The organism is Bacteroidota bacterium (genome assembly GCA_016213405.1).
Classification (GTDB): domain Bacteria; phylum Bacteroidota; class Bacteroidia; order Palsa-948; family Palsa-948; genus Palsa-948.
The window spans coordinates 19,515-44,398 of sequence record JACRAM010000068.1 but is presented as its reverse complement, the minus strand read 5'-3'; the positions used below and the strand labels follow the sequence as shown (position 1 = coordinate 44,398).

Below are 24,884 nucleotides of genomic sequence, written 5' to 3'. Positions count from 1 at the left end.
GGAATAGGGATTTGGGATTTTAAATCCTTAATCATAAATCCTTAATCCTTAATCTTTCATTATGTCAGAAGGTCGTCAGGTCATTTTCTCGATGGTGAACGTCAGCAAAACGATTCCCACCAACCAAAAAGCGATACTCAAAGATATTTATCTCTCGTTTTATTACGGGGCAAAGATTGGCGTGCTGGGTTTGAACGGCTCGGGTAAATCCACGCTGCTCAAAATCATTGCCGGTAAAGAAACAAGTTATCAGGGAGAGATTCATAAATCTCCGGGATATAATATAGGAATGCTCGATCAGGAGCCCGAACTTGACAACAAAAAAACCGTTCTCGAAATTGTGCGTGAAGGAGCGCAGGAGCATGTTGCCATTCTGAAAGAATATGAAGAAGTGAACAATCTGTTTTCAGATCCTAAGTATTCTGCACCCGAAGCCATGCAAAAGCTCATTGACAGGCAGGCGCGGTTGAATGATTTGATTGATAAGCATGATTTATGGAATCTTGATAACCGTTTGGAACAGGCTATGGATGCGTTGCGATGTCCGGAAAGCGATACGCCTGTGAAAAATCTTTCAGGCGGAGAAAGAAGAAGGGTGGCACTTTGCAGATTATTAATTCAGGAACCCGAAATTCTTTTGCTCGATGAACCCACCAACCATCTGGATGCCGAATCAGTTGAATGGCTCGAACTGTATTTGAAAAATTATAAAGGAACTGTCATTGCAGTTACGCACGACAGATATTTTCTCGACAATGTGGCAGGGTGGATTCTCGAACTGGACAGAGGAGAAGGAATTCCGTGGAAAGGAAATTATTCAAACTGGCTCGACCAGAAAGCAAAACGTTTGCAACAGGAAGAAAAAACGGAAAGCAAGCGCCAGAAATATCTGAAGCGCGAGTTGGAATGGGTACAGAAAGGTGCGAAGGGCAGGCAGGCAAAACAAAAAGCCCGCTTGCAGGATTATGAAAAGAAGATGGGCGAAGATGTGAAATCAAAAGAAGACACATTGGAAATTTTTATTCCCAACGGTCCGCGCCTCGGCAACGAAGTGATAGAAGCGAAAAAAGTTTCAAAAGCATTCGGAGATAAATTACTCTACGAAGATTTGAATTTCAAACTTCCTCCTGCGGGAATTGTGGGCATCATTGGTCCGAACGGTTCGGGAAAGACCACCATCTTCCGGATGATAATGGGGCAGGAGAAAGCCGACAAAGGACAATTTAAAATTGGTCCCACCGTGAAGATCGGTTACGTTGATCAGGCACATACCGATATTGATCCGAAGAAAACGGTGTATGATGTAATCAGCGGTGGGCTTGATAATATTTTGCTTGGGGGAAAGCCGATGAACTCGCGCGCTTATATTTCACGTTTCAACTTTGGCGGAACCGATCAGGGGAAAAAATGCGGAGTGCTTTCGGGCGGAGAACGCAATCGTTTGCATCTTGCTCTCACACTGAAATCAGAAGCAAACGTTCTTCTCCTCGATGAGCCGACAAATGATTTAGACGTGAACACGCTCCGCGCACTCGAAGAAGGATTGGAAAACTTTGCCGGCTGTGCGGTAATTATTTCTCACGATAGATGGTTTCTCGACAGAGTCTGCACACACATACTTTCTTTCGAAGGCGATTCAAAAGTATATTGGTACGAAGGAAGTTATTCTGAATACGAAGAGAATAAAAAAATGCGTCTCGGAGATGTTACACCGCATAGGGTGAGGTATAAAAAACTGGTGGTGTAGAACACGTCATCTGCGAATACGAATCTTCCGAATTTGCGAATCAAATGCCAGCCACAGTAAAACGCTCCGATTTACTTTTTCCTGAATTGAGTTATCAGATTGTAGGTTGCGCTTTTGAAGTATATAATGAATTGGGATTTGGACACCATGAGAAATATTATCAGCGTGCCTATGCAGAAGCGTTAAAGTTGAAGGAACTGAAATTTACCGAACAGGTTTACTTTCCATTAAAGTTTAAAGATAAAGTCATCGGTAAATTTTATTTTGATTTTCTAGTTGATGAAAAAGTAATTGTAGAGTTAAAAAAAGACAATCGCTTTTCAAAACAGCACATTGACCAAGTAAAAGGATATTTGAAAGTTTCCGGGTTGAAACTGGCCATCCTAATAAACTTTACACGCACTGAAGTACTTTATAAGAGAATTATAAATGAGTAACATTCGTAGATTCGCATTGATTCGTATTCGCAGATGAAACAAATCCGCCACTTCGAAAACATTCACATCCCGCTATGGTTAATGAAGGATACTTGCTGGCTTCTTCAATGGAAATTACTAGGCGTAACTATGATCGTTCCCACACTTGGTGTTGCCATTGCGATTGCTATAATGAACCTGCGTCAAAAAGACGAAGCGTTTTGGATTAACCTCGCTATATGTTTCTGGATTACCGCCAATGCTTTCTGGATGTGTTGCGAGTTTTTTTATCATGAGGAATATAAATTCTACGCGGGATTTCCTTTTGCACTTGGGTTTGTAAGCGTTGGGATTTTTTATTTGAGGAGATTATTGTTAAAGCGTTCTGCAAAACTTGAGGATTACCTGTGACATCAGCGAATGCTAATCAGTACGAATTTGCGAATAACGACAATAAATGATTTGATTTTGATTCGTACATTCGCAAAAATTCGTATTCGAAAATGAAGGTTTCCGTCCCCAAAGGCACACGCGATTTTTCTCCCATCGAAATGGTGAAGCGCAATTTCATTTTCAAAACCATCCGCGAAGTTTTTGAGAAGTACGGCTACCAGCCCATTGAAACTCCTGCAATGGAGAATACAGAGACATTGATGGGAAAGTATGGAGACGAGGGGGATAAGTTGATATTTAAGATTATTGAATCCGGTGAATTCACTTCTGAGTTAAATGAAAACCTTTGGAAACGATTTCAAGATATAATTGTTGAGGAAGAACAGAAAAATATCATTATTAAATTATCTGAAAGTGTTGCGAGGCAGATTACGAATATATTAGATCAGAAAGAAAAGCTGTCTAAGGAGTATCTTCTAACTCATTTATCTATAGATAAGTTCTTTTTAGACTTGAATATGGATCCCATTTATTGGTATGGTATTAAAAATGCTTTTGTTGGGTATATATTTGCAAGGACAAGTTATTTTAAAACGAGACCCTCTGAAACTACAGAACATGATATTAGAAGAATTAAGTATTATAGACAAATAAAGAATCGTATTGACAGGGAAAATCAGATTAAGGACGATCTTAAAGTATGTGCGATTGGAAGTAAAAAAATTAAAGAAATAATTAGGTACGAGACTATCCTTCGTAAAAATATTAATCCAACAAGTCTTTCTCAGTTAATTTCAAAAAAAGCCCTTCGTTATGATTTAACAGTTCCCTTTGCTCGGTACGTTGTTCAGCATCAGAATGAAATTACTTTTCCTTTCAAACGCTACCAGATACAGCCTGTTTGGCGTGCTGACAAACCTCAGAAAGGACGCTACCGTGAATTTTATCAGTGCGATGCCGATGTAATTGGAAGTGATTCTTTGATGAATGAAGTGGAGATAGTGCAGATAATGGTTGATGTTTTTTTGAAATTGAAAGTGCCATTTGAAATAAAATTTAACAATAGAAAAATCTTAACAGGTATGGCGGAAGTTTTTGCTGTGAAGGATAAGTTCATGGATTTAATAATAGCCATTGATAAGTACGAAAAAATAGGAGATAAAATTTATGATGAGCTAAAAGAAAAGAAATTTAGTTTAGCCATAATTGAGAAGGTAAAAAGTTTTATTACACAGGCGTCATTAAAAGATAAAGGCGATAGGTATGTTGTGTTTCAAGAATTTTTTAGTGGCAATGAAACCGCCTTGAAAGGTTTCGAAGAAGTTAAGCAGATGAGTGAGATGATGGCTGTTGCATTGCAAGGATATGATGTAGCTATACTCAATAATATCAATCATAGTCTTCTTTTAGCTCGTGGTTTAAATTATTATACTGGAACTATCTTCGAAGTAAAAGCAAACGATGTTCAGATAGGAAGCATCTGCGGTGGCGGTCGCTACGATGACCTTACAGGAATTTTCGGCTTGCCCAACGTTTCAGGTGTTGGAATTTCATTCGGTATCGATAGAATATTTGATGTAATGAACGAACTGAATCTGTTTGACAGCATTGGTCTGACTGCTTCCACCACAAAAGTTTTGCTCGCCCACTTCGGAGAAGAGGAAAGAAAATATTGTATTGGCGTTGCTTCACAGCTTCGCTTTGCAGGAATCAATACAGAGATTTACCCTGATGTCACCAAGAAGATTGCCAAGCAGTTTGATTATGCAAATAAAAAACAAATTCCGTTTGTGATTGTAGTTGGTGGCGATGAAGTGGAATCGGGAGACCTTGCTTTGAAGAACATGTCGAGTGGAGAGCAGGAGAAATTAAAAATCGATACAATTATTTCAAAACTGAAATGAGCGTATATAAAATAAATTCCAAGATAGATTTTAAAACCATTCAGAAAATAATTGCTGAAAAGAAAACGCTTGCTTTGTCTGACGAATCAAAGAAGAAGATTATAAAATGCCGTGAGTATCTCGACAAGAAAATAAAATCCAGCAAAGAATCCATTTACGGAATCAACACTGGTTTTGGAGCGCTGTACAACAAAACCATTCCTGAAAAAGATTTAGAAAAGTTGCAGGAAAATCTTGTCATGTCTCACGCCTGTGGACTTGGCGATGAGATTCCTCAAGAGATTGTAAAACTCATGATGCTGTTGAAAATTCAGGGACTTTCTTACGGTTATTCGGGCGTTTCTGTTGAACTTGTCGAACGATTGTTAGAGTTTTATAATCAGGAAGTTATACCTGTCATATATACACAAGGTTCATTAGGTGCTTCTGGTGATCTTTCTCCTCTTGCACACCTCTCGCTTCCGCTCATCGGGAAGGGAGAAGTTTATTTTGAAGGAAAGAAACAAAGTGCAGAATCCGTTCTGAAAAAATTGAAACTTGCTCCATTAAAATTCAAATCCAAGGAAGCGCTTGCCTTGCTCAACGGAACGCAATTCATGAGCGCTTACGGAGTTTGGATTTTGATCAAAGCAAAACATCTTGCCGATTGCGCTGATGTAGTCGGAGCGATTTCGTTGGACGCTTTTGATTGTCGCCACGAACCGTTCAAAGAAATAATTCATAAAGTCCGTGCGCATGCCGGACAAATGACTGTTGCGAAGAAAATCAAAAAGCTTTTAGACGGAAGCCAACTCATTAAAAGAAAAAAGGAACATGTGCAAGACCCGTATTCCTTCCGTTGCATTCCGCAGGTACATGGAGCTTCGCGCGATGCAATTGAATATGCAGAAAAAATTTTCCTGACAGAAATAAATTCTGTTACCGATAATCCTACCATCTTCCCCGATGAAGATGAAATAATTTCCGGAGGAAATTTTCACGGACAGCCATTGGCAATCGCGTTTGATTTACTTGCCATAGCTTTATCTGAACTCGGAAGTATTTCTGAAAGAAGAACGTATCAGTTAATTTCTGGACAAAGGGGACTGCCTCCTTTCCTTATTGCGAATTCCGGTTTGAATTCAGGGTTGATGATTCCGCAGTACACAGCGGCAAGTATTGTTTCGCAGAACAAACAGCTTTGCACTCCTGCTTCAGTTGATTCCATCGTTTCTTCCAACGGGCAGGAAGACCATGTGAGCATGGGAGCGAATGCTGCAACTAAATGTTTTCAGGTAGCAAATAATCTTGAAAAGATTCTGGCTATAGAACTTTTCACTTCTGGACAGGCATTGGAATTCCGCAGACCATTAAAATCTTCCCCCGCACTCGAAAAAATAATTTCTGATTACCGAAAGGAAGTGAAGTTTATTAGAGAAGATAAAGTGATGTTTGAAGAGATTCAAAAAACTATTTCCTTTTTAGAAAAAACTTCTTTCTCCCTGTAGTCCGAAGGACTCCTTCGGAGGGACAGGGCATTCTACTGCTTTCCCTTCATCTGCTCATCGGCTCTTTTTTTCTCGGCAATTCTGTAATTGATAGTGTTTACGTATTGAGCAGCGGCTGATTTATTGCCCCTGTCGTAAGATTTTTTTGCCCACTCTAATGCCAGATCAAGATTGCCTTCTCGTTCACAAGCCACCGCCATGTTATAATTGGCATGCCAGGCAATTTTTTTATCGCTGTTCAGCGCTTCTTTTTTCCAGAGTTCCATGGCGCCTTTCCAGTCGTTGATCGCCCGGGCTTTTTTTCCGGCTAGCTTCATGTTGTCATTTCCCTTGGTATAAAAATATCTGCTGACGTTAATCCACTGCGGAGAAATTCTGAAGCCGTAAACAGTGCCGGCATGGTATCCTGTCTTTTTTATACAATCGCGTTTATTAGGCAATTGCTGTGTTGCCTGTTCCGGAGTAGCTCCTTTTCCGTCAAAGCTGAGATAATCAGAAAATCTATTTTCATCTACAATTCTTTTTTCTTTCGGAAAATAAATTCTCCATCCTGATTTCACTTCCATCTGAGCATGCGTGTAAAATTCAGTGGTGGTAACTGTTTCTCCCGGTATGGAAGCACTTCCTTCAGGGCAATCAAGTGAATTCCATTTTCCGTCTTTATTAATGTCTTCAGCAGGGTCATTGTTTCTGTTTTTATTTTTATCCCAGCAATTGTAGGACGGATTTTGAACCTGAACAGGTTTTGAATCATACGTCATTCGCGAATCAGAATCAAATGATTCAAGCACTATCAGCGCTTCAGAATTATATTGCTTGCATAGCAAATCAACTTCTTCCCAAGGGAGGGGGTTGGCGAACATTTCGGTTCCTGTTCCTTTGTATTCGATAGATGCCTGTGTGATGGTATAGCGTGGAGTCTGCTGCATGATAGACATTACACCGGAAAGACATTGGTCAGCGCCTTCGCGGTCGGCTAAAATTCCTTCGCCTGTGAGAGCGCCTTCTACAATATTCCATAGCTGATTTTTCTTATCAGGTTTTGTGCGGTTCACCAATGTGAACTTTTGAATGTCTTGAGGGAGTGTAACATCCGCTGGTTTCAGAACAGGCAGGCTAATAGTAGATGTGCAGCTTGCAAATATTAATGCAATGATGGAGATTGAGAAAAGTTTTTTCATATATATTTATTAATGTATTTAGCAATTCAACAACTATGCCATTTCAAATTATGAATTATTCGAATGGCGAATTTAAAATTTAATAGCATTTGTCATTTTTTCAAATTCTCTCCCAGGAATGCGTACTGAATCAGGTTGGCTCCCATCTTCAATGCCTGCTGGCGTTTTTCTTCAGGGTCGTGATGAACTTCAGGATCTTCCCACCCGTCACCTATGTCGCATTCAAAATTGAAAAAACAAACAACACGTCCATTATAAATCAAACCGAAGCCTTGCGGTGGTTTTCCGTCATGCTCATGAATTTTTGGCAAGCCGTTCGGAAAATCATATTTCTGATGATAGATGGGATGATTGAAAGGCAGTTCCACAAAATCCAGTTCGGGAAAAACCTTTTTCATTTCTCTTCGGATGAAAATATTCATGCCGTAACTATCGTTGATGTTCAGAAACCCGCCAGCAATTAAATAGTTGCGGAGATTTTCTGCTTCTGAAGAACTGAATATTACGTTGCCGTGTCCTGTCATATGAATAAAAGGGAAATTAAAAATGTCCTTGCTTCCTGCTTCAACTACATTTTCTTCTTCATTAATATTTGTTCCGATATTTTTATTGCAGAAGCGGATTAAATTCGGAAGAGAAGTCGGGCTCACATACCAATCGCCACCGCCATTGTATTTCAATCTTGCTATTTGATAAGTAGGAGGAGAAAAAAATGCCAGTAAACAGTAAACAATAGGCAATAAAAAAAGGCAAAAAAATATTTTTCGTAGTTCGTAAGTTCGTAACCAATTCGTACTTCGGTGCAATAATCGGTGTAATCTATTTTTTATCGGTGTAATCACAAATCAAAAGTTTGGCTTCAGAGAATACTTCGTATAAAATTCATCAATTATTTTTACCACCTCATCCGAAGTATCCACCACCTTATAAAGGTCAAGATCATCAGGGCTGATGTATCCTTCACCCAGAACTTTATTTTTCCACCAATCAAGCAAACCCTGCCAATATTCTTTTCCCACGAGAATGATGGGATACTGGGCAATTTTATTTGTCTGAATAAGTGTGAGCGATTCACTGAGTTCATCCATCGTTCCGAATCCGCCCGGCATGGCAACAAATCCCTGCGAGTATTTCAAAAACATTACTTTGCGTACGAAAAAATATTTGAAGCTCACCAGTTTATCGGCATCAATGAATGCATTCGGACATTGTTCAAACGGAAGTTCAATGTTAAGCCCCACGGATTTCCCTCCGCCAGCGCGCGCGCCTTTGTTGGCAGCTTCCATAATGCCGGGTCCTCCTCCTGAAATTACGCCATAGCCGGCACGCGTGAGTTTGAAAGAAATTTCTTCGGCAAGCTTGTAATATTTAGTGCCGGGTTTTGTGCGGGCAGAACCAAAAACAGAAACGCAGGGACCTATACGCGCCATCTTTTCAAAACCTTCCACAAACTCCGACATGATTTTGAAAATCTGCCATGAGTCGGTTGCTTTAATGTCGTTCCAGTCTTTCGTTGCCAGCGCTTTTCTTATGCGCTCTTCATGATTGTTTTCCATTGAAAATATTTTCAGTAAAAATAAGATTTTAATTCTGAGCAATTGAATCACTAACTAATTCCTTCTTCAGATATTTTGCCGTATAGGAGTTTTTATTTTTGATGATTTCCTCCGGTGTCCCCTCGCAAACAATCGCCCCGCCTTTTTCCCCGCCTTCAGGTCCCAGGTCAATAATATGGTCTGCCACTTTTATCACATCCATGTTATGCTCAATCACAATCACCGTATTGCCGCTGTCAACTAATTTATTCAGCACATCCAGCAGCATCCGTATATCTTCAAAGTGAAGTCCTGTGGTCGGCTCATCAAGAATGTAAAGCGTTTTTCCCGTATCGCGCTTGGCAAGTTCCCCGGCAAGTTTCACACGCTGCGCTTCCCCCCCCGAAAGAGTGACTGACGATTGCCCCAGCGTAATATATCCAAGCCCCACGTTTTTCAGCGAACGTATCTTCTGAATGATGTTCGGAATACTTGAAAAAAAATCCACCGCCTCATCAATGCTCATGTTCAGCACATCGCTGATAGATTTTCCTTTATAGCGGATTTCCAGTGTTTCGCGGTTATATCTTTTTCCTCCGCAGGTTTCACATTGCACATATACATCAGGAAGAAAATTCATTTCGATGGTGCGCACCCCAGCGCCCTGGCAGGTTTCACACCGCCCGGCTTTCACATTGAAAGAAAATCTTCCTGGCTTGTATCCGCGGATCTTTGCTTCTGGAAGCATCGCGAATAAATTCCGTATCTCGGAAAAAACTCCCGTATAAGTGGCAGGATTCGATCGGGGAGTTCTTCCGATGGGCGACTGGTCCACATCAATTACTTTGTCCAAAAGCCCAAGCCCTTCAACCGATTCATGTGGCATCGGCTTATGATGTGAACGATAGAAATATCTGCTGAGAACAGGGTAGAGGGTTTCATTAATGAGCGTTGATTTTCCGCTTCCCGAAACTCCCGTTACGCAAATAAATTTCCCAAGAGGAAAATCCACATTTACATTTTTCAAGTTATTTCCTTTTGCACCCCTGATGTTGAAACAGTTGCCGGTTCCTTTTCGTCTGACAATCGGAACAGCAATGCTTTTCTTTCCTGACAAGTAATCTGCTGTTAATGATTTTTTTTCTCCATCTGCCATCTGCCACCTGCCATCTGCCATCACTCCGATAATTCTGCCTCCGTTATTTCCAGCGCCAGGACCAATGTCAATCACATGATCGGCAGAGAGAATCATTTCTTTATCATGCTCTACCACAATTACAGAGTTGCCTAAATCGCGAAGTGATTGCAGCGCCTGTATGAGTTTTGAATTATCGCGTTGATGCAATCCTATGCTTGGTTCATCTAATATGTAAAGCACATTCACAAGTTGTGAGCCAATCTGCGTGGCAAGGCGAATGCGTTGTGCTTCTCCTCCTGAAAGTGTTTGTGCGCTCCGGTCGAGGGTGATATAATCCAGACCAACATCCGCTAAAAACTGAATCCGCTTCCTGATTTCTTTCAAAATCTCTTTCGCGATGATATTTCTTTTTTCATCCAGATGTTTCTCGGCTTCGTCAAACCATTTTTTCAGTTCTGTAATATCCATTCCTGATAAATCAGAAATACTTTTGTTTCCTATCTTGAAATACTGAGATTCTTTTTTCAATCGCGAGCCGTTGCACTCGGGACAGATTTTTTCGTTCATGAAATCATCAATCCATTTGCTCATCGAAGGAGAAACGGATTCGTCATTCTGCCGTATAAGAAAATTCACAATCCCCTCAAACGAAAGAGAATAGTTATATGCGCTGCTGTGCGGATCGCTTTTTACTTTGAACATTTCATCCGAACCGTAAAGGATGATATTCAACGCATGTTCTGGAATTTTTTTAATCGGGTCACGCAAAGAAAAATGATATTTATGCGCGATGGCTTCCATCTGACTGAATATCCAGTTGGATTTGTGTTCTCCTATGGGAATGATGCCTCCTTTGTAAATACTCTTGCCGAAATCAGGAATTATTTTATGCACATCAATTTCGCTGATATGACCCAGTCCGTTGCATTTCTGGCAGGCACCATAAGGTGAATTAAACGAAAAAGTATTTGGCTGGGGTTCATCGTACGAAATTCCTGAAGTGGGGCACATTAAGTTTTTTGAAAAAAAACTTATTTGGGAATTAGGATTAAGGATTTGGGATTTTTGAAAATCCTTATTCCTAAATCCTGAATCCTCAATCATGATTGTTCCTTTTCCATACTTCATAGCCAGTGCAATAGAATCTGCAAGGCGTTTTTCATTTTCAAATCTTACTTCAGGGGTGTCAATTACCAATTCAATGTCGTGTACTTTGTATCTGTCTGCATGCATGCCGTGTTTCAGCGGAGAAACTTCTCCATCAAGGCGCACTTTTGTAAAACCATTTTTTCTGAACTGCTCGAATTGTTCTCGGTAATGTCCTTTCCTCGCACGCACAACAGGAGCGAGAACCATTATTTTTTCTCCCTTATATTTTTTCCGGATTATATCAAGAATCTGGTCTGAAGTGTAGCGCACCATTTTTTCTCCCGATACATATGAATAGGCATCCGACACACGTGCAAAAAGTAAACGCATGAAGTCATAAATCTCCGTGATGGTTCCCACAGTTGAGCGCGGATTTCTGCTAACCGTTTTCTGCTCTATCGAAATTACAGGAGAAAGCCCTGTGATCTTGTCAACATCCGGGCGCTCCATATTTCCCAGAAACTGGCGGGCATAGGCTGAAAATGTTTCCACATACCGCCTTTGCCCTTCAGCGTAAATAGTATCAAAGGCAAGAGACGATTTTCCGCTTCCGCTCAAACCTGTGATGACGACCAGCTTATTTCTCGGAATTGAAACATCAATGTTTTTAAGGTTGTGAACCCGTGCTCCGATTACTTCAAGGAATTCTGTTTCTGATATTACATCTGAAACAATTTCATCTGCTTCGTTCATTGCTGTCTCAGGGAATCGTGCGGGGTGATTGGAACTTCGGGCTGGTAGGTTTCAGTGCGCATGCCCAAACTATCAGAAGAAGAAAGGCGGGCAATGTATTCTTCGTTGTAACCGGGCTTAGGAATCTCTATGATATAAGTTTTTTTATCCTTGTTGGTGAGATAATTTTTTCTGAGCCATGGGTTGAAGTATTTCAGGATTTTATAACTCAGGTTATTTGTTTGCGCGAAGTCAGCCAGATCGGTAATAGAACTGTCAATTTTTATTTCCTGAGTTGGAATAGAAGGATACAAATCTTTTTTTCTTAACTGATATCCGTATTTTTTCGGATTGGAAATCACTTCCTTGACTGCGAGAATTCTGAAAATGTAACGTGCGGTTTCTTCGTTCAATGCTAAATCGTAGTAGGAACTTGCCTTTTGCCTGTCAATTTGTTTTTTCAATCCGTCAATACCAACGTTATAAGAAGCAGCAGCAAGAGTCCAGTTGCCGAAAGTTTTGTAAGCATCTTTAAAATATCTGCAAGCTGCTTCTGTAGATTTTTCCACATTATAGCGCTCATCCACTTCCTCATTTACCTCAAGTCCATATTGTTTTGCTGATCCATCCAAAAACTGCCAGTAACCCGTTGCCCCTTTTGGTGATACGCTGTTGGTGAGATTGCTTTCGATTAGCGCGATATATTTGAAATCATCGGGCACTCCGTTCTTTTTCAGAATGTCAGCAATAAGAGGAAGCCACCGATTGGCGCGCTTGTGCATTAAGATAGTTTGTGAATGAAAATAAGTATTTACAAGCAGTTCGCGTTCCATGCTTTCAATTACAGTGAAATCAAAGACAGGAACTTTTTCATTGGCGAACTGCAGGTCTTTCGGAATCATCACACCGTAAATTTTATTATTCGCCAGAAATGATTTCCAGTATAAATCATCTTCATCAGTCATCTTAGCTGAGAAAATAAAAAACTCCAAAGGAATCAGCAGGAGAAGAATCATTACGGTGATTCCCCAGAATTTTTTTCTTTCGGAAAAAAGGATATTAATTTTATGAAAGATGTTTTTCAGCATTCTTGACAAGGTCTTTTGTGGAAATATCAACAGGGTCAGGTGAACGTTTAACAATTTTCTTTTTGACTTTTGTGATAGCGAAAAGGAAAAAGAAAACGGTGATAGGAAAAATGGAGAACAGAGAAAATTCTTCAATTCCCCATGAAGTGACTTTGGTTTCAATAATGTAAACAATCACCAGTGAAACAAACCCGATTCCTCCAAACAGTACAGCAATTCTTTTTTCGGTAATACCTATGAAAAATAAATTATGCGTAGTATGATCTCTTCCGCCTACGAATGGAGAGTGACCTTTAAGCATTCTGTTTAATACGACAATGGTCGTGTCGGCAATCGGCAGAATAAACGCTGTTGCAACAACCATGATTTGTTTTGAAGGTTGAATTATGTTGCTGAGTGAAGTGGAATCATTCCAGAAATAAATTATTCCTATGGATGCGAGCATCAGCCCGATGATCTGGCTGCCTGTATCGCCCATATAAAGTTTTGAAGGATGCCAATTGAAAATAAGAAATCCGCTAATCGAACCAACGAGTCCGATAAGAATCAGGAAATGAATATTGTTATGCGCGCCTGAAGAATAAATCAGCATCCCGGCAGTTGAAAAAATAAAAATTGAAACAACTGATGCGATGGCATCCATGTTGTCGAGCATGTTTACGGAATTCATGATGCCAACCACCCAGAGAATGGTGATAAGGTAATTCAAAAACATATCTTCGAAAATTCCGATATGAATTCCTGAGTAGCAAAGTATTGCTCCGCATAAAATCTGAACAAAAAGTTTCAAAAGAGGTTTTGTGTTGTAGGCATCATCGGCAAGTCCCATCATGAATGCAAGTGTGGCTGTGCCCAGCAATCCTACCACTTTTTTATTCCACAAAACTTCCTGTGCCTGAAAAAACATGGAGTAACAGGTGAGCGAAATAAGGAAAACAATATAAAAAGATATTCCCCCAAAAGCTGGTTTTGAGGTGCTTGCCCATCGGATGATGGTTTCTTTTTTATCGCGGATACCGAGCGTATGGGCAAAGCGAAGAAAGAGCGCATTAATAAGGAACGAAAATCCAAATGCACATAGAAAAAAGATGATATAAAAAATTGCCATGCTTTCTTAAATGAAACCTAAAGATAAGAAATTTCACGGTGACAAGAATGAAAAAGAGGAGCAGAACTATTTCTTGAATAATCCGTGCAGTTCTCCATCAATCTTGCGGATGATTTTTCCCAGATCTTCTTTCTTCTCAGAAAATTTATTGTCGTCAATGTCAATAATGAGAAGACGGCTGGTTTTATGCTCCTGCTCGTATTTTGTAACCCATGCTTCGTAGCGTTCATTCAGGCGCTGGAGATAATCAAGGCGGATTGCTTTTTCATATTCGCGCCCTCGTTTCTGAATTTGTTCAACAAGAGTTGGTATGGAAGCGCGGAGATAAATCAATAAATCAGGTGGCTGAACAAACGATTGCATGAGGTTGAAAAGACCTAAGTAGTTTTCAAAATCACGCGTTGTCATCAATCCCATGGAATGAAGATTGGGCGCGAAAATATTTGCGTCTTCATAAATGGTTCTGTCCTGAATTATATTTTTTTTGCTCTTGCGGATTTCAATCACCTGTTCAAAACGGCTGTTCAAAAAGAAAACCTGCAGGTTGAATGACCAGCGCTGCATGTCTTCGTAAAAATCATTCAAGTACGGATTGTTGTCTGCGTCCTCGTAATGAGCCGTCCATTTATAATGTTTCGCAAGAAGCGTGGTGAGTGTGGTTTTTCCCGACCCGATGTTGCCCGAAACGGCTACATGCATGGTGGATGCGGGGCTATTTTTGGTTTTTGACATGGTAAATATCTAGGCTTTTTTGTTTCAGCAAATATAGTTTTTCTTTTTCTGTGCGGGCATCAATAATATTGATTTCGGGGAGGGAAATTTCTGCATCTTCAAGCGTTTTCATGTTGTAGCTTTTGAGTTTTCCCTCCTTGAAATAAATTATATCGTCATTTGAAATTTGAAAGTGATGAAGTCCTTTGATGGGTATGATTTTGTTGTAAGTTCCGTATATATCAAAGACAAGAATTCCCTTTAGAGAATCGTTCATAAAAACTTTGTTGTATTGTTCTGTGACGAAGTCAGGATTTGTTTCCATTCCTGTTAGCTGGGAAATATTTCCCGTCTGTTGTGTCTTCTGAAGATTTTGATCAAAGCGGATAAGTTCAGAATTCTGCTTGCTGAAAATCCAGAAACCGTTATCATGAGAAGAGCAGACGAGAGAAGTTTGATTATAACCCAGTGCATCAAGCGAAATAGAATTTCCCGAAGGAGCAAACATATTATCTAAAAGAAGAATCTGCTGAAAAGATTTATAGAACAATAAAACCTTTAGTGAATTGCTTGCGTCAACAGAAGTGATGTTGCCAAGATTTTTGTTGCTGAAATTTTTAAGAAGATTTCCATCGCCATCATATTTTTCAACAAGGGTTCCATTAAATAAATAAGAGTTACCAAGATTGTCGGTTGTGATAGAAGAGAAACTTGCAGGAATGGATTTTAGTAATTTGAATTTTTCATCTTTGTCTAAAGCCCATGTTTGTTCCGGGCTTTGCTGTAACCCCGACATTAATGTCGGGGTTAATAATACAAATGCAAATAAGGGCTTCAGCCCTGATTTTTTTTTGACGTGCAAAAATATTTTTTTCATTTGTGTGAGCCGAGAATGGGATTTGAACCCACGACCCGCTGATTACGAATCAGCTACTCTACCCCTGAGCTATCTCGGCAAAAATAGTTCCAAGTTTCATTGCATAGAAATAATTTCATCAACATATTTTCTTTCATTGGAGAGACGAGGAATTTTGTTTTGTCCTCCCAGTTTATTTTTTTCTTTCAGCCAGTTGTAAAAGGTTCCTTCTTTCATCTGACGGACGATAGGCAAACGTAAAACAAAGTTATTAAAACGCTTTGCTTCGTAGTCAGAGTTCAATGATTTCAATGCGTTATCCAAAACCTCAGTGAAATAATTTATATCTTCAGGAAACTTTTCAAATTCTATCAGCCATTCGTGAGCACCACTTGATTTTCCCTCCATGTAAACGGGCGCAACTGTATATTCTTTCACCAGCGAATTTGATTTTTCGCAGGCAATCTTAATTGCTTTTTCCGTATTATCAATAATTACTTCTTCGCCAAACGCATTCAAAAAATGTTTTGTTCTTCCTGTGATTCTGAAACGATAGGGATTTGTGGATGTAAATTTTATTGTATCTCCCAGTTGATAGCGCCACAATCCTCCGTTAGTAGAAATTACCATTGCATAGTTTTGCCCTGTTTTTACTTCGTGAAGGGGAATTGTTTTAACGTTCTGGCCATTATCTGTCGGAAAAAACTCATAGTAGATTCCGTAGTCAAGCATGAGTAGAAGTTCACTTGATTTTTTCTGGTCCTGCAAGCCGAAGAACCCCTCTGATGCGTTGTAAAGTTCAAAGTGATGTACGTTTCCTTTTCCGAAAAGTTGTTTGAAGTTTTCCTTATAAGGAGAAAAATTTACTCCTCCATGAAAATAAACTTCAAGGTTGGGCCACACTTCTTTTATGGTTTTCTTTCCAGAAATTTCCAAAATGCGTTTCAGCAAAACATTCATCCAGGAAGGAACACCAGCAATGCTCGTTACATTTTCAGTCATGGTTGCGTTCGCCATCTTATCAAGTTTCTCTTCAAAGTTGCTCATAAGTGCGATGGACAAATCGGGTGCGCGGAAAAATTCTGCCCACAGAGGAAGGTGTTGCATGAGAATAGCGGAAACATCTCCGTGATACGATTCATGATTGCCGAAACTGTCGGTGTAATGGCTACCACCAAGCGCCAAACTTTTTCCTGTGAAGAGTTCCGTTTCCGGATAGTTGTTGCAATAGATTGCCAGCATATCTTTTCCGCATTTGTAGTGGCACTCTTCCAGCGATTCTTCACTCAGGGGAATGAATTTGCTTTTATCATTTGTAGTGCCTGATGATTTCGCGAACCATTTTATTTCTGTGCTCCATAAAATATTCTGTTCACCTCTGCGGATGCGCTCAATGTAAGGTTTCATGGAGTCGTAATCCTGAAGCGGAACTTGTTCTGAGAACTGAGTGGGTGAGGAAACAGAATCATATCTGAATTTTTTTCCCCATTCTGTATCCTTTGCTGAATCAATCAGTTTTCTGAACCACTCGTTCTGAACTTCATGCGGGTATTTCATAAACAACTCAATCTGGTGCATGCGTTTGGTCATGAGCCAGGATGCGAAGGAATTTAATAATGCCATCTTTCTTTAGTATCGCGAGTGTGAGATTCGAAGTTTAGTAGACGAAGATAATAATTTGATAATGGATACAGACAGATTTAATACATATGCAATTCCGATTTATCGGGACTGAATCCGTTCTAATCCGTTTGAATCATTCTTGTATTTTAGCAATATGAAACTGACAGGAAGAATAATGAAAATGAAATCGCAACTCGCTGATAAAGTTATTTACCATTTGCCATTGGAAGACAAATTAATTCCGATGAATGAACTGGTTGGCAAAAACATTTCTTTGAAATATGAAAATGAGATTTACTGCATCAGCTGCGGGAAGAAGACGTACAAATCATTCGCGCAGGGATTTTGCTATAACTGCTTGATTTCTTCTCCTGAAGCTGCTGAATGTATAATCCGTCCGGAACTTTGTCTGGCGCATGTGGGAAAAGGGAGAGATATAGAATGGGAAAAAGAACATCACTTACAGGAACATTTTGTTTACCTCGCGCTATCCAGCGAAATAAAAGTGGGAGTTACCCGCTCCACACAAGTGCCAACGCGCTGGATAGATCAAGGCGCTTCTTCGGTGATTCGTTTGGCGAAAGTTCCGTACCGTTATCTGGCGGGAGTGATTGAAGTGGAAATGAAAAAACATTTTACGGATAAAACAAACTGGCAGAAAATGCTCAAAGGGAGCGAGGAACAAGGGAGAAGGGATGAAAAGGATTTAGTGGCAGAGAAAAGAAAAGCAAAGGAACTTCTTCCGGAAGAGTTCAAACAATATTATTCGGATGATGATTTAATTACAGTTATCACTTATCCTGTGATAAAGTATCCTGAAAAAGTGAAGAGCATTGATTTTGAAAAACAGAATTTAGTTTCAGGAAAACTAATGGGCATTAAAGGGCAATACCTTATTATGGAAGACAACTCCGTGCTGAACATCCGAAAGCATAGCGGGTATGTTATTCGTGTAGAGTTTTAGAATTTTAATTTGAGTTGCACTTTCACCTCGCTCTTTGTGTGTCCTTGAATTTCGGTGAGTGAGCCCGCGCTGATTACGTTTTGGTTGGCATAATACGTTTGCGACCAGCGCACCCAAAATTCTATGTGGCGCGTGATGTCGTAGTTTATCATCACGTATGCACGGCTTCCTTTATAATAGTAGGAGGGAATGGAGTAGGCACCGGGGATGTCGGTTTCAAAAGCGTAAATGCGCGTGTCGTAACTTTTTGTGTCGAAGAGCGCGTAGCGGAGCGCAAGAGAAATTTTGCTTCCCATTTTTTTCCAAATCAGATCCTGATAAATGAGGTAGCCGTTTTCTTTTTCGGGTTTTGATTTATCATCGAGCACAATATATTCCACGCGGTTACGGAGTTTCAGCGATGGAGAAATCTGGTAAGCGATATGCCATCGGTAATTTGTCTGCTTAAACGGTGTGATGAAATCAATTTCATCCAGCGAATTATCATTCACAAATTTATCTTTTTGTTTATAGCGAATGTATGTGTCAAATTTCTTGTTCGGTGTATAGTTCAACTGAACAAGAAAATCATTTCCGCTGGATGGCGCATTGACTTGATATTTCAGCCATGGGAAAACAAAATGGTCGTAGTAGGCATTGAGAGAAATTGTTCTTGATGGTTTTGCCGTTATACCGAAATATAATCCCTGTTCGTTTGCTGGTGTAGAACTTTCAGCAAAAGCATTTGCAAATAAACTTTGATAATTTTTTGGGAAGTTCCTATGGAGAACAGAAAGAGAAAGTTTCGGGTCGAGGGCGATGATACAGCCATTCAAGTAGGACAGGTTACTAACCTGTCTAACACTGCTGCTCATGGCAACTTCACCGAAGAAATTAAAATTGCGAATGAGGAGTGAATAATCCGCGCCAACATTCGTGAGTTGTTTTCCCGTGAACTCAAACTGATTGTAAGTGGAAAGCGAACGGTTGAGTTCTGCGCCAAACACAGATTGAATGCCTGTAACGCCTATGGAATATTTTCTTTTGTGATAAGAAACATTTCCGCCAAAAATAGTTTGGGTGATGGCGTGCTTGTCGGCAATTTCAGATGGTGTGGTGTGAAGACCTGTGGTTTGAAGGGAAGAAACTTCTTCTACGTTTAAACTGTCGGAGAGCGTGATGTTGGCATCAATTTTTTTCTGTGAGAAGAATCCTGTTGCCTGAAATATTTTGCTTCCACCCGTGAACGCCAAACCACGCATGAAAAGATTTTCATCTGCGGATGTATAAGGTCGAACGCCTCCTGCGTTTTTCTTGATTCCCATCGCGTCAGAGGATTTTCCATACGCAAGTCCGCTCCATGTAGTCAAACCCTGTCCAAAACCAACCTGATAATCTCCAATCGCCAGCGCTTTGATAAAGCGAATGTTTTTGATGAATAAATGCGCGGAATAAAAATCAAATCCGTCTTTTGGTTTTCCTTTCAGTAAAGAATCATAATAAGGATATTTAAAGTTTTGATTTTGCTTGAAGAATAATTCTCCCGGGTCTTTGTCTGCGGTAATTCCTGCGCTCACATTGCTTCCATAAGTAAAACGGTAGCGTGAATAAATATGCTGAGGACTTCCGATATAACGGGAGTTCGGGCTGCCATTAATTCCAGCAGAATCAATAGGAGAAAATCCTGTTTGGTCTTCTAGAATTTGTTGTCCGCGCAGAATGAAAGTATGATTTCCCTGCTGAAGAATTTCTTTCAGCGTAACGTGCGGATCTTCGCTGATGTCAAGCACTTTTATATAAGGAAGAATTTTTTGTATTGTTCGCACATCAAAGCCGTCAATGCTCTGAAGTTCGTACAAAGAAATAAGTTTTCCATTTTTCTCTATGTGGGCGAGCAGATTTTCAATTTGAAGTTCATCCAGCAAACCGAGTTCTGTAAGTTCATTTGTATTCGTATTGTTTAAGTTAATGGGGCGCTTATTATAAACGGTCAGCGCTTCAAGAAGAATGGTATAATCGGTTTCTTCGTTCTGCGATTGTTCAGCAAGGTTTTCTAATTTTTGTTCGATGGAGGTTTCGATTGTGTCCTGAGCAATTGCCTCACCCCCAGCCCCTCTCCGAAGGAGAGGGGAGAAAAATATAAGAAGAAGAAAAATTATTTTCCTCATCACTTCTCCTCCCCTTCGGGGAGGTTGGGAGGGGCTTTTGGTTTTCATTTTTCCTTTTCAAATTGATAAATCAATCCCACCTGCGGACTGAATCCAAGCGTGGAATGATAAGTGGAAGAAATATCTAACCTGAATTGTTTCAGGTTTACTCCAATTCCAAAACAACTCAGCGAAGGGTTTGAAGAAACACCCGCGCGCAGAAATAATTCTTTAATCAGTTTGTATTCTAATCCTGCTTTTATCATTGCCTTTTTCTCAATGTCTTTTTCTGTTTCAACGGCTATGAAAACTTTTTCAGAAAATTTGTAATCAAAACCTAATCGCATGATGGTTGGAATGCGTTCATCATTGTAAGAAACAAGTTTTGCTTTTGCAAGATTGAAGATGTGTGCTCCAATTGTAAAATTTTTTAAAGGCTTTGCCTGAATTCCTGCTTCAGCAACGAATGAATTTTTCTTTCCGTATTCAGAAATGTTTGTTCCGAAATAATCCAAAGAAATCCCTGCTGATATTTTTTCTCCGAAAGATTTTCCGAAGGAAAGTCCTGCTTTGGTTTCGTTGTAAACCGGGTAGCCGAAAGTAGAAACAAGAATTCCGAAAGTTCCTCCTTTCACAGGCAAAGCAAGCGCCAGCGCTTTTGTGCTGAGTTCCTTCATCATAAAAGGATTCTGGTAAACAACTCCTCCGATAAATGTTTTTTGAAATCCTAATCCCGCCTGGTTGTTTTGAACTGCCCAGACATCTGCAAGAGAAACGGAAGCGTTGCCTAATCCAGATGAGCGAGAACCTAATGGCTGATTTTCAGTAGCCAGTAGCCAGTAGCCAGTAGCCAGTAGCCAAAAGGAAGTTAGTAAGGTAGTTTTCATTTTAATTGTCTGAGGTAAAGTTGAACAGTATTTTCAAGTCCGTAGTATAATGTGTCTGAAATTAAAGCATGTCCGATTGAAACTTCGAGCAAGTTAGGAATATTTTTATAAAAGTAATTGAGATTTTCCAAACTCAAATCGTGCCCTGCATTTATTCCGATACCAAGTTTGTTTGCCAGTTTTGCAGATTCAATAAACGGTTTGATGGCTTCTTCCTTAGTCTTTGAAAAATTCTTTGCATAGGATTCTGTGTAGAGTTCAATTCTGTCCGCTCCTGTTTTCACTGTGTTCCGAATGTGTTTCAGATTCGTTTCAATAAAAATAGAAGTTCGGATTTTATTTTTCTTCAGTTCTGAAATAATTTCTTTCAGGAAACTTTCATTTTTGACAGTATCCCATCCTGCGTTGGAAGTTAAAACTCCAGGCGGATCGGGGACAAGCGTTGCCTGCTCTGGCTTTACTTTCAAAACCAAATCCATCCAGTCCTTTGAAGGATAACCTTCAATATTAAATTCTGTTGTGATGAACGGTTTTAGTTTCACCGCATCATCGTATCGGATGTGCCGTTCATCAGGTCGTGGATGAACAGTAATTCCCTGCGCTCCAAACCGCTGAATGTCAACTGCACATTTCAGAACATCAGGTAAATTTCCTCCCCTAGCATTGCGGAGCGTTGCAATCTTATTTATGTTGACAGAGAGTTTTGTCATATTCAGCTCTAAAAGTAAAAAATGTACATTTGTAACAAAGGTATGTTTATAAATCTTTTATTGACGAAACATATCAGCACATCGCACGTTTAATTTTGAAAAGCGAAACAAAATGCTCGCCTACGAATTGATTACAGAAGAAGTTCCTTCACTCAAACCCACCGACACTGGTAAGAAAGTTCTTGACTGGATGGAGGACTTCCGCATATCTCATCTCCCCGTTGTAAACAAAAGAGAATTTCTCGGACTGGTTTCTTACACTGATCTTCTTGATTTGAATAACACAAAAAAAACAATTGACCACCTGCGTGTATCAATGATAAAAGCATTTGTGCGCGAGGACTATCATATTTTTGATGTGCTCAAAGTAATTTCAAATTACAACGTAAGTGCAGTGGCGGTGCTTGACGCGGACAATAATTATATGGGCGTTATCACTGCAGATTCCATCATCCAGAAAATTGCGAACATGCCTTTTGTGCACGAACCGGGTAGTATTGTTATTTTGGAGTTGAACACTAAAGATTATTCTCTTTCACAGATCGCGCAACTTGTGGAAGGCAACGATGCAAAGATTCTGAATATGCACATCAACGCACATCACGATTCTACAAAAATCGAAGTCACGCTGAAGATTAACAAAGAAGATTTATCCCCTATTCTGCAAACATTCAACCGCTACAACTACACCGTGAAAGCCACATTCCATCAAAATAATTTTAACGATGACCTCAAGAAGCGGTACGATGAGTTTATTCATTTCTTAAATATCTGACCGATGCAATGCTTTGTTACAAAAAAACATTTCTGCTGATTTTTCTTTTTCTTTCTTCTTCATTTATTTTTTCTCAAACTGATTCAGTTTCATTTCATGCGAAGCCGAATGACTATGTGGTGATTAATGAAATCAACATCATCGGAAATAAAGTAACCAAGCGCCACATCATTCTTCGGGAAATTCCTTTTTATGCCGGAGATACAATCGAAAAATCCGAAATTGCTGGAAAATTAAAATCTGTGAAAGAAAATCTGCTGAACACTTCGCTTTTTAATTTTGTGACTGTAGATACGATTCCTTCTGGAATCAATCAGGTAAATATACTTATAACCGTTGCCGAACGATGGTACACATGGCCTGTTCCGATTTTTGAGGTGCAGGAGCGGAATTTCAATGAATGGTGGAAGACCAAGAATTTTGACCGTGCCAACTATGGATTTTTTCTCAACCGTGAAAATTTCAGGGGGAGAAAAGAGGAGTTGAGTATTTACGCACAGTTTGGATATACAAAGAAGTATGGGATTGCGTATGATATTCCATATCTCAACCACAAGCGAACCAGCGGTGCTGGTTTTTCTTTTTCTTTCTCACGCAATCATGAGATACCTTATATGACGCTCGATAACCACCAGCTCTATTTCAAAAATCCTGATGAGTATGTTCGAAAAGAATTTTCAGGGAAGCTGAAATATTATTACCGAAAGGGAATTCATAACTCTCATTATGGCGAAGCAAAATTTGTTGATGCATTTGTTCACGATACTATCCGCTCACTCACGATAGATTATTTTGTGAACAACCAGACGGAGATGAAATATCTTGCATTGGATTATTCTTATACTAGTGATTACCGCGATTCAAAACAATACCCTTTGAAAGGCTATTTTTTTGAAGTTGAAGCAATCAAACTTGGTTTAGGACTTCTTCCTGATGAAAAATTAGATATCACAAATTTCTATTTCACTTTCAGGAATTATCAGAAACTATCAAACAGATTTTATTTTTCTGGCGGAATACACACAAAACTATCTGCTAATATCAATCAACCCTATTACGTTCAGAGAGGGCTTGGGTGGAAAGATTATGTTCGCGGTTATGAGTATTATGTGATTGACGGGCAACGATACGGAACAGCGAAACTCGGATTAAAATATGAAATCATTAAACCGCATGTGAAATCGATTCCGCTTCCGCTCAATAAATTCAATACGTTTCATTACGCGCTTTATGCAAGTATTTATGGAGATGCAGGTTATGTTGACGATCATCAGTATTCTGGGGCAAATCCGCTTGCCAATTCTTTCCTTTATGGATATGGTTTTGGTTTAGATTATGTGACTTATTATGACATCATCATCCGCCTTGAATGTTCAGTAAATAAAATGAAAGAGATTGGATTTTTTGCACATTTCAATGCAGGAATTTAATTCTTCCTCTCACATTCCATTTTTGTATATTCGTAAATCATGACCGTTGCTATCTACGCACGACCGCATTCTACAAATGCTTCTGCAGAAGCGCTTCAGACGCTTTACCGTCAATTGAAAAAAAACGGAATCGAAGTTATTATTTACGAACCTTTTATTAAAGAAGCCGGAAAGAAAATAAAACTGAAAACAAAAAATACATTTACAAAGCATAAGGATATAAAAGGTAAAGTAAAATTTCTTTTCAGTATTGGAGGTGACGGCACTCTTCTTGAAACCTTAACGCTCGTCCGCGATTCGGAAATTCCGGTAATGGGAATCAATACAGGGCGTTTGGGGTTTCTTTCGAGCATTTCTGCCGATGAAATAGAAATAGCCTTGGATGCAGTGCTGAAAGGAAAATATTCTGTAGACAAAAGAACGTTGCTTGAATTGGATGTGAAAGGAAAACTTTTTGGCGACTGCAAATTCGCATTGAATGAAATTTCTGTACAGAAAACGGATTCTTCTTCCATGGTCACCATTCATGCTTCTCTGAATGGAAAGTTTTTGAACTCGTACTGGGCGGATGGATTGATTGTCGCAACACCCACGGGTTCAACCGCCTATTCTCTCAGTTGTGGCGGTCCCATCATCATGCCCGATTCAGATAATTTTATCATCACGCCTGTTGCTCCGCATAATCTGAATGTGCGCCCTGTGATTATTTCTTCAAATGATGTTATTGAGCTGGAAGTGGAGGGAAGAATACCGAATTTTTTATTATCCCTTGATTCCCGCTCAGAAAACATTCAATCATTCGGAAAACTTAAAATCAAAAAAGCAGATTTCTATTTTTCAATAGTTAAACTTGATAATCATGATTTCCTTTCTACCCTCCGGAATAAACTGATGTGGGGAGCAGATAGGAGAAATTGATTAAAATATTTATTCATTATCTTCGTTAACCCCGTAGGATAATCCCGTTGAACAATAGGGTGAGCT

Annotated in this window: 21 protein-coding genes and 1 tRNA gene; 9 read left to right on the top strand and 13 right to left on the bottom strand. The window is 39.6% G+C overall.

Annotated features, from left to right (window positions below; translation table 11 throughout):
• Positions 1-61 precede the first annotated feature (61 nt).
• The 5 genes from ettA (at position 62) to hutH (ending at position 5,947) form a co-directional block, all read left to right on the top strand.
• On the top strand, positions 62-1,747 hold the full coding sequence (gene ettA / locus HY841_08050) for an energy-dependent translational throttle protein EttA (protein MBI4930698.1): 1,686 nt from the start codon (positions 62-64) through the stop codon (positions 1,745-1,747).
• 44 nt (positions 1,748-1,791) lie between these two features.
• Positions 1,792-2,184 carry a GxxExxY protein gene (locus HY841_08045; protein MBI4930697.1) on the top strand — a complete coding sequence of 131 codons (393 nt, stop codon included), beginning with the start codon at positions 1,792-1,794 and terminating at the stop codon, positions 2,182-2,184.
• Between the two features lie 33 nt (positions 2,185-2,217).
• Complete coding sequence (locus HY841_08040; protein MBI4930696.1) at positions 2,218-2,574, top strand: hypothetical protein; 357 nt, start codon at positions 2,218-2,220, stop codon at positions 2,572-2,574.
• Positions 2,575-2,666: 92 nt separating this feature from the next.
• Positions 2,667-4,460 (top strand): histidine--tRNA ligase, encoded by a 1,794-nt coding sequence (gene hisS, locus HY841_08035; protein ID MBI4930695.1) that lies wholly within the window; start codon positions 2,667-2,669, stop codon positions 4,458-4,460.
• Positions 4,457-5,947, top strand: a complete 1,491-nt coding sequence (gene hutH, locus HY841_08030) for a histidine ammonia-lyase (protein ID MBI4930694.1) — start codon at positions 4,457-4,459, stop codon at positions 5,945-5,947. The genes hisS and hutH overlap by 4 nt, the downstream gene beginning before the upstream one ends.
• 32 nt (positions 5,948-5,979) lie before the next feature.
• On the opposite strand, the gene HY841_08025 is transcribed toward hutH, so the two are convergent.
• From HY841_08025 to HY841_07980, 10 genes are all read right to left on the bottom strand, one after another.
• Positions 5,980-7,128, bottom strand: coding sequence for a hypothetical protein (locus tag HY841_08025; protein ID MBI4930693.1), 1,149 nt, complete (start codon positions 7,126-7,128; stop codon positions 5,980-5,982).
• Between the two features lie 92 nt (positions 7,129-7,220).
• On the bottom strand, positions 7,221-7,889 hold the full coding sequence (locus HY841_08020; protein ID MBI4930692.1) for a DUF4159 domain-containing protein: 669 nt from the start codon (positions 7,887-7,889) through the stop codon (positions 7,221-7,223).
• A gap of 84 nt (positions 7,890-7,973) precedes the next feature.
• Positions 7,974-8,684 carry a TIGR00730 family Rossman fold protein gene (locus HY841_08015; protein MBI4930691.1) on the bottom strand — a complete coding sequence of 237 codons (711 nt, stop codon included), beginning with the start codon at positions 8,682-8,684 and terminating at the stop codon, positions 7,974-7,976.
• Between the two features lie 28 nt (positions 8,685-8,712).
• Positions 8,713-11,643 (bottom strand): excinuclease ABC subunit UvrA, encoded by a 2,931-nt coding sequence (uvrA, locus tag HY841_08010; GenBank protein MBI4930690.1) that lies wholly within the window; start codon positions 11,641-11,643, stop codon positions 8,713-8,715.
• The gene (locus tag HY841_08005; protein ID MBI4930689.1) at positions 11,640-12,710 is read right to left on the bottom strand and encodes a lytic transglycosylase domain-containing protein; all 1,071 of its coding nucleotides are present in this window, start codon (positions 12,708-12,710) and stop codon (positions 11,640-11,642) included. Before HY841_08005 ends, uvrA begins: the two co-directional genes overlap by 4 nt.
• Positions 12,688-13,818: an undecaprenyl/decaprenyl-phosphate alpha-N-acetylglucosaminyl 1-phosphate transferase gene (locus tag HY841_08000; GenBank protein MBI4930688.1), complete on the bottom strand. Its 1,131-nt coding sequence runs from the start codon at positions 13,816-13,818 to the stop codon at positions 12,688-12,690. The genes HY841_08005 and HY841_08000 overlap by 23 nt, the downstream gene beginning before the upstream one ends.
• Before the next feature lie 66 nt (positions 13,819-13,884).
• Positions 13,885-14,517, bottom strand: coding sequence for a deoxynucleoside kinase (locus HY841_07995; protein MBI4930687.1), 633 nt, complete (start codon positions 14,515-14,517; stop codon positions 13,885-13,887).
• A gap of 13 nt (positions 14,518-14,530) precedes the next feature.
• Entirely contained in the window at positions 14,531-15,406 is an 876-nt protein-coding gene (locus HY841_07990) for a hypothetical protein (GenBank protein MBI4930686.1), read from the bottom strand.
• A gap of 7 nt (positions 15,407-15,413) precedes the next feature.
• A tRNA-Thr gene (locus HY841_07985) sits at positions 15,414-15,485 on the bottom strand.
• A gap of 17 nt (positions 15,486-15,502) precedes the next feature.
• Positions 15,503-17,008, bottom strand: a complete 1,506-nt coding sequence (locus HY841_07980; protein MBI4930685.1) for a GH3 auxin-responsive promoter family protein — start codon at positions 17,006-17,008, stop codon at positions 15,503-15,505.
• A gap of 154 nt (positions 17,009-17,162) precedes the next feature.
• On the opposite strand from HY841_07980, the gene HY841_07975 reads away from it, so the two are divergent.
• Positions 17,163-17,972 (top strand): DUF2797 domain-containing protein, encoded by an 810-nt coding sequence (locus HY841_07975; protein ID MBI4930684.1) that lies wholly within the window; start codon positions 17,163-17,165, stop codon positions 17,970-17,972.
• Here the strand turns inward: HY841_07975 and HY841_07970 are convergent.
• Genes HY841_07970 through HY841_07960 form a run of 3 tightly spaced genes read right to left on the bottom strand, consistent with a single transcriptional unit; the run spans position 17,969 to position 21,695 of the window.
• Complete coding sequence (locus tag HY841_07970) at positions 17,969-20,167, bottom strand: helix-hairpin-helix domain-containing protein (GenBank protein ID MBI4930683.1); 2,199 nt, start codon at positions 20,165-20,167, stop codon at positions 17,969-17,971. The genes HY841_07975 and HY841_07970 overlap by 4 nt on opposite strands.
• Positions 20,164-20,985 carry a hypothetical protein gene (locus tag HY841_07965; GenBank protein MBI4930682.1) on the bottom strand — a complete coding sequence of 274 codons (822 nt, stop codon included), beginning with the start codon at positions 20,983-20,985 and terminating at the stop codon, positions 20,164-20,166. The genes HY841_07970 and HY841_07965 overlap by 4 nt, the downstream gene beginning before the upstream one ends.
• Entirely contained in the window at positions 20,982-21,695 is a 714-nt protein-coding gene (locus tag HY841_07960; GenBank protein MBI4930681.1) for a pyridoxine 5'-phosphate synthase, read from the bottom strand. The genes HY841_07965 and HY841_07960 overlap by 4 nt, the downstream gene beginning before the upstream one ends.
• A gap of 112 nt (positions 21,696-21,807) precedes the next feature.
• Between HY841_07960 and HY841_07955 the strand changes: the two genes are divergently transcribed.
• From HY841_07955 to HY841_07945, 3 genes are read left to right on the top strand one after another with little or no spacing between them, the layout of a single operon-like run.
• Complete coding sequence (locus tag HY841_07955) at positions 21,808-22,470, top strand: CBS domain-containing protein (GenBank protein MBI4930680.1); 663 nt, start codon at positions 21,808-21,810, stop codon at positions 22,468-22,470.
• An 8-nt stretch (positions 22,471-22,478) separates the two neighbouring features.
• Positions 22,479-23,900 (top strand): hypothetical protein, encoded by a 1,422-nt coding sequence (locus tag HY841_07950; protein ID MBI4930679.1) that lies wholly within the window; start codon positions 22,479-22,481, stop codon positions 23,898-23,900.
• A 39-nt stretch (positions 23,901-23,939) separates the two neighbouring features.
• Positions 23,940-24,818 carry an NAD kinase gene (locus tag HY841_07945; GenBank protein MBI4930678.1) on the top strand — a complete coding sequence of 293 codons (879 nt, stop codon included), beginning with the start codon at positions 23,940-23,942 and terminating at the stop codon, positions 24,816-24,818.
• Positions 24,819-24,884: the final 66 nt, after the last annotated feature.

Bases quoted from the DNA above. Each gene is read 5' to 3' on its own strand.
- ettA (MBI4930698.1), top strand. From the start codon at position 62: ATGTCAGAAGGTCGTCAGGTCATTTTCTCGATGGTGAACGTCAGCAAA.
- HY841_08045 (MBI4930697.1), top strand. From the start codon at position 1,792: ATGCCAGCCACAGTAAAACGCTCCGATTTACTTTTTCCTGAATTGAGT.
- HY841_08040 (MBI4930696.1), top strand. From the start codon at position 2,218: ATGAAACAAATCCGCCACTTCGAAAACATTCACATCCCGCTATGGTTA.
- hisS (MBI4930695.1), top strand. From the start codon at position 2,667: ATGAAGGTTTCCGTCCCCAAAGGCACACGCGATTTTTCTCCCATCGAA.
- hutH (MBI4930694.1), top strand. From the start codon at position 4,457: ATGAGCGTATATAAAATAAATTCCAAGATAGATTTTAAAACCATTCAG.
- HY841_08025 (MBI4930693.1), bottom strand. From the start codon at position 7,128: ATGAAAAAACTTTTCTCAATCTCCATCATTGCATTAATATTTGCAAGC.
- HY841_08015 (MBI4930691.1), bottom strand. From the start codon at position 8,684: ATGGAAAACAATCATGAAGAGCGCATAAGAAAAGCGCTGGCAACGAAA.
- uvrA (MBI4930690.1), bottom strand. From the start codon at position 11,643: ATGAACGAAGCAGATGAAATTGTTTCAGATGTAATATCAGAAACAGAA.
- HY841_08005 (MBI4930689.1), bottom strand. From the start codon at position 12,710: ATGCTGAAAAACATCTTTCATAAAATTAATATCCTTTTTTCCGAAAGA.
- HY841_08000 (MBI4930688.1), bottom strand. From the start codon at position 13,818: ATGGCAATTTTTTATATCATCTTTTTTCTATGTGCATTTGGATTTTCG.
- HY841_07995 (MBI4930687.1), bottom strand. From the start codon at position 14,517: ATGCATGTAGCCGTTTCGGGCAACATCGGGTCGGGAAAAACCACACTC.
- HY841_07990 (MBI4930686.1), bottom strand. From the start codon at position 15,406: ATGAAAAAAATATTTTTGCACGTCAAAAAAAAATCAGGGCTGAAGCCC.
- HY841_07980 (MBI4930685.1), bottom strand. From the start codon at position 17,008: ATGGCATTATTAAATTCCTTCGCATCCTGGCTCATGACCAAACGCATG.
- HY841_07975 (MBI4930684.1), top strand. From the start codon at position 17,163: ATGAAACTGACAGGAAGAATAATGAAAATGAAATCGCAACTCGCTGAT.
- HY841_07970 (MBI4930683.1), bottom strand. From the start codon at position 20,167: ATGAAAACCAAAAGCCCCTCCCAACCTCCCCGAAGGGGAGGAGAAGTG.
- HY841_07965 (MBI4930682.1), bottom strand. From the start codon at position 20,985: ATGAAAACTACCTTACTAACTTCCTTTTGGCTACTGGCTACTGGCTAC.
- HY841_07960 (MBI4930681.1), bottom strand. From the start codon at position 21,695: ATGACAAAACTCTCTGTCAACATAAATAAGATTGCAACGCTCCGCAAT.
- HY841_07955 (MBI4930680.1), top strand. From the start codon at position 21,808: ATGCTCGCCTACGAATTGATTACAGAAGAAGTTCCTTCACTCAAACCC.
- HY841_07950 (MBI4930679.1), top strand. From the start codon at position 22,479: ATGCTTTGTTACAAAAAAACATTTCTGCTGATTTTTCTTTTTCTTTCT.
- HY841_07945 (MBI4930678.1), top strand. From the start codon at position 23,940: ATGACCGTTGCTATCTACGCACGACCGCATTCTACAAATGCTTCTGCA.